The sequence below is a fragment of the Thermodesulfobacteriota bacterium genome (genome assembly GCA_040756475.1).
Lineage (GTDB): Bacteria > Desulfobacterota > Deferrisomatia > Deferrisomatales > JACRMM01 > JBFLZB01.
Genome location: JBFLZB010000296.1, coordinates 1 through 3404, shown reverse-complemented (window position 1 = coordinate 3404; position 3404 = coordinate 1). Strand labels below are relative to the sequence as shown.

Genomic DNA, 3404 nt, shown 5'->3' with positions numbered 1-3404 from the left:
GCGGTTGGGGCTGGCCCTGGGCCCCGGGGCCCCCCGCTCGCCGCGGGGCCGCCTCCGCGTCGGCGGCTCCGATGGGCTCCATCCCGAGCCGGGAGAGCTTCTCGATGAGGCAGCCCCGCGCCGCCGGGTGCACCGCCGCCACCAGGGCGCGCGCCCCGACCAGGGCCGGCCGCACCGGGGTCTCCTGCTGCCCCGCCGCGGCGTCCAGGGGGACCGCGAACCAAAAGGTGGAGCCCCGGCCCTTCGTGCTGGTGAACCCGATCTCGCCTCCCATCGCCTCCACCAGCCGCCGGCAGATCGCCAGGCCCAGGCCGCTGCCGCCGAATCGCCGGGTGGTGCTGGCGTCGCCCTGGGCGAAGTCCTGGAACAGGCGCTCCTGCGCCGGCTCCGGGATGCCGACGCCGGTGTCCTCCACTTCGACCCGGAGCGGCACCTTCCCCGCTGCCGCCCCGGCCAGGCGCGCCCGCACGGCCACGTGACCCCGCCCGGTGAACTTGACGGCGTTGCCCACCAGGTTGAGCAGGATCTGGCGCAGGCGCCCCGGGTCGCCGCGCGCCCGGGACGGCACCTCGGGCTCCACCACGCAGCACAGCTCGAGCCCCTTGGCCCAGGCGGCCTCGGCCTGGAGGTGCACCGTGTCCTCCACGGCGTTTCGCAGGGCGAACTCCACCGACTCCAGGGCCACCCCGGCGGCCTCGAACTTGCTGAGGTCGAGGATGTCGTTGACGATGCCCAGCAGGAGCTTGCCCGAGAGCCGGATCGCGTCCACGCACTCGCGCTGCTCGGGGTCCAGGGCGGTGCCGTCCAGGACCTGGGCCATGCCCAGCACCCCGGCCAGGGGGGTGCGGATCTCGTGGCTCATGTTGGTCAGGAACTGGCTCTTGGCCTCGACGGCGGCCTGGGCCTCGTCCCGAGCCTGGCGGAGCTCGGCCTCGGCCTCCTTGGTCGCCTGGATGTCGGTGGCGGTGCCGAACCAGCGCACCACCCGACCTTCCGCGTCCGAGACGGGTACGCCCCGGGAGAGGTGCCACCGGTACCCGCCGTCCTTCATCCGCACGCGGTGCTCCACCTCGTAGACCGTCCCTTGGGCCACGGCCTCCTCCCAGGCCTGCACCGTCTTGGCCTCGTCGTCGGGGTGGAGCACGGGCGCCCAGACCCAGGAGCCGTCCGGCTGCGTGGAGATACCCCCGTACTGGAGCACCCGCCGGTTGTAGTAGTCGACCGTGCCGTCCGGCAAGGCGGTCCAGACCAGCTGGGGCAGGGCATCGGCCAGGATGCGCAGGCGGCGCTCGCTTTCTCGGATCAGGGCCTCGGCCTGCCGCTGCGCGGTGACATCGAGGAGCGCGCCGACGAGCTTCGCCGGACGGCCCGCAGCGTCCGGCACCACCTGGGCCGCCGAGCGCAGGGTGCGCACGGTGCCGTTGGGCAGCACGATCCGGTACTCGTGCTCCATGTCCCGCCCCGAGCCCGCCGACCGCCGCACCGCGGCCACCAACCCATCTCGGTCGTCCGGGTGCACGCGGGCCAGGACCGCCTCGAGGGTGGGCCGGAACGCGTCCGGATCGACCCCGAAGATCCGGTAGCACTCCGGTGACCACCACCCCGCATCTTCGACCAGGCTGCGCTCCCAGGTGCCCAAGTGGGCGACCCGCTCGGCCAGCATGTAGCGTTCCCAGCTGGCGCCCAGCTCGGCCTCCAGGCGTTTGCGCTCGGAGATGTCTTGGAGCATGGGGAGCAGGCACTGGGGCGCCCCCTTCGCGTCCCGCATGACGCTCACCGAGAGGCTGGCCCAGATCGGCGCCCCTTCCTTGGGGAGGTAGCGCTTCTCGGTGCGGTAGACGTCGAGCTCGCCGTCGATCAGCGCGCGCACCTGGCCCAGGTCGCGCTCCAGGTCCTCCGGGTGGGTGAGCTCCTGCCAGCGCCGGGCGAGCAGCTCGGGCTGCGTGTAGCCCAGCAGGCGCTGGAGCGCCGGGTTCACCCGCAGGAAGCGGCCGTCGAGGTCCACCAGGGCCACGCCCCCGGGGGCCTGCTCGAAAATTTCGCGGAAGTTGCGCTCGCTCTCGGCCAGGGCCGCCTCGGCTCGCCCTCGCTCGGTGACGTCGAGGACCTGGGAGAGGACCGAAGCCAACCGCCCCTGGCTGTCGTAGATGGCCGAGCTGTACCACTCGCAGAGGAGGATCGAGCCGTCCTTGCGGTAGTTGCGGTTGGCGTGGCGGCTGCGCGGGCTCGTGCCGTCCAGGAGCGCCGCACACATCCGTCGCACCGCCTCGGCGTCGTGCTCGTGCACCCAGCGCAGCTCTTCGAGGGCGCGGCCGGTCACGTCGGCCGCGGTCCAGCCGAACATCCTCTCCGCGCCCCTCGACCAGCGAAGGATGCGAAAGTCCGGGGCGAACTCGATCACCGCCAGGGGCGAGTTGTCCAGGTGGGCCTCCAGGCGCTGCCGGGAGGCGGCGAGCTCCTCCCGCGCCAGGGTCTCCCCGGTCACGTCCCGCAGGAGCCAGCGCAGCCCCGCTGGCGCCCCGCGGGAGCCGCCGCTGCGTGCCACGGTGAGCGCGGCGGGGAACGGCTCGCCCCGGCGCGGTTGCAGGCGAAGCTCCCAGCGCAGGGGGTGGTCGGCCTCGGCCGCCCCGGACAGGCGGGTGCGAAACTCCCGCACTGCGTCCCGGGGCACGAAGAGCGCCACGGGCTTGCCCACCAGTTGGCCGGGCCGCAGGCCCAGGAGCTCGCCGGCCGCCCGGTTGGCCTCGCGGATCAGCCCCTGGAGGTCGGTGACCAGGTAGCCGTCGGGGGCGAGCTGGAAGAGCTCGCGGTAGCGGCGCCGCTCGTCGTCGAGCTCCTGGCGCGCCGCCAGGAGCTCCTGGGCCTCCCGGAGCTCGGTGTCGGCCACCCGGAGCTCCTCCAGCGCGGTCTCCAGCTCCTCGAACACCCCCTGCGCCACCCGGGCGATCTGCTCGGGGTCCTCCTCGGCGAGGCGGCGCAGCCCCTCCACCCGCCGCAGCAGGGCCTCCACCTCCGGGGGGTGCGCGGGTCGCGGCGCCGCCGTCATCTGCCCTCTCCTCCCCCGTCGGGGAGCTCGTCTTGCCCCGCCCCCTTCCGCTCTTCCATGACCAGGATCGCGCCGCTGCGCTCGTCCCGGTGATCGAGCAGGGGCGTGATGGTGATCCGGCAGCCGATCTTCCGGCAACGGCGGTTGACCGCCGCGAGCACCACCTCCTGATAGTCCGACGCCCCCGCGGCCACGCCCCGCAGGGGCCCCTTGAGCCGTTCCACCGGCAGTCCGATGTCGATCCGTGTGGGTTCGCACAGCGGCTGAGCGCACAAGAAAGCGGCCGTTTTCCCCGTAGGGGCGCACAGCGTGCGCCCGCCGTCGCGCCCACCCCGAACCCTCCGGGCGCACGCTGTGC

At 73.9% G+C, this 3404-nt stretch carries 2 protein-coding genes; both read right to left on the bottom strand.

Features of this window, described 5'->3' with window-relative positions; all coding sequences use genetic code 11:
- Window positions 1-3046 (bottom strand): PAS domain S-box protein (locus tag AB1578_22715; protein MEW6490711.1); only part of this gene is annotated, 3046 nt, incomplete at its 3' end.
- Complete coding sequence (locus tag AB1578_22710; GenBank protein MEW6490710.1) at window positions 3043-3270, bottom strand: hypothetical protein; 228 nt, start codon at window positions 3268-3270, stop codon at window positions 3043-3045. The genes AB1578_22710 and AB1578_22715, both read right to left, overlap by 4 nt.
- Window positions 3271-3404 lie beyond the last annotated feature (134 nt).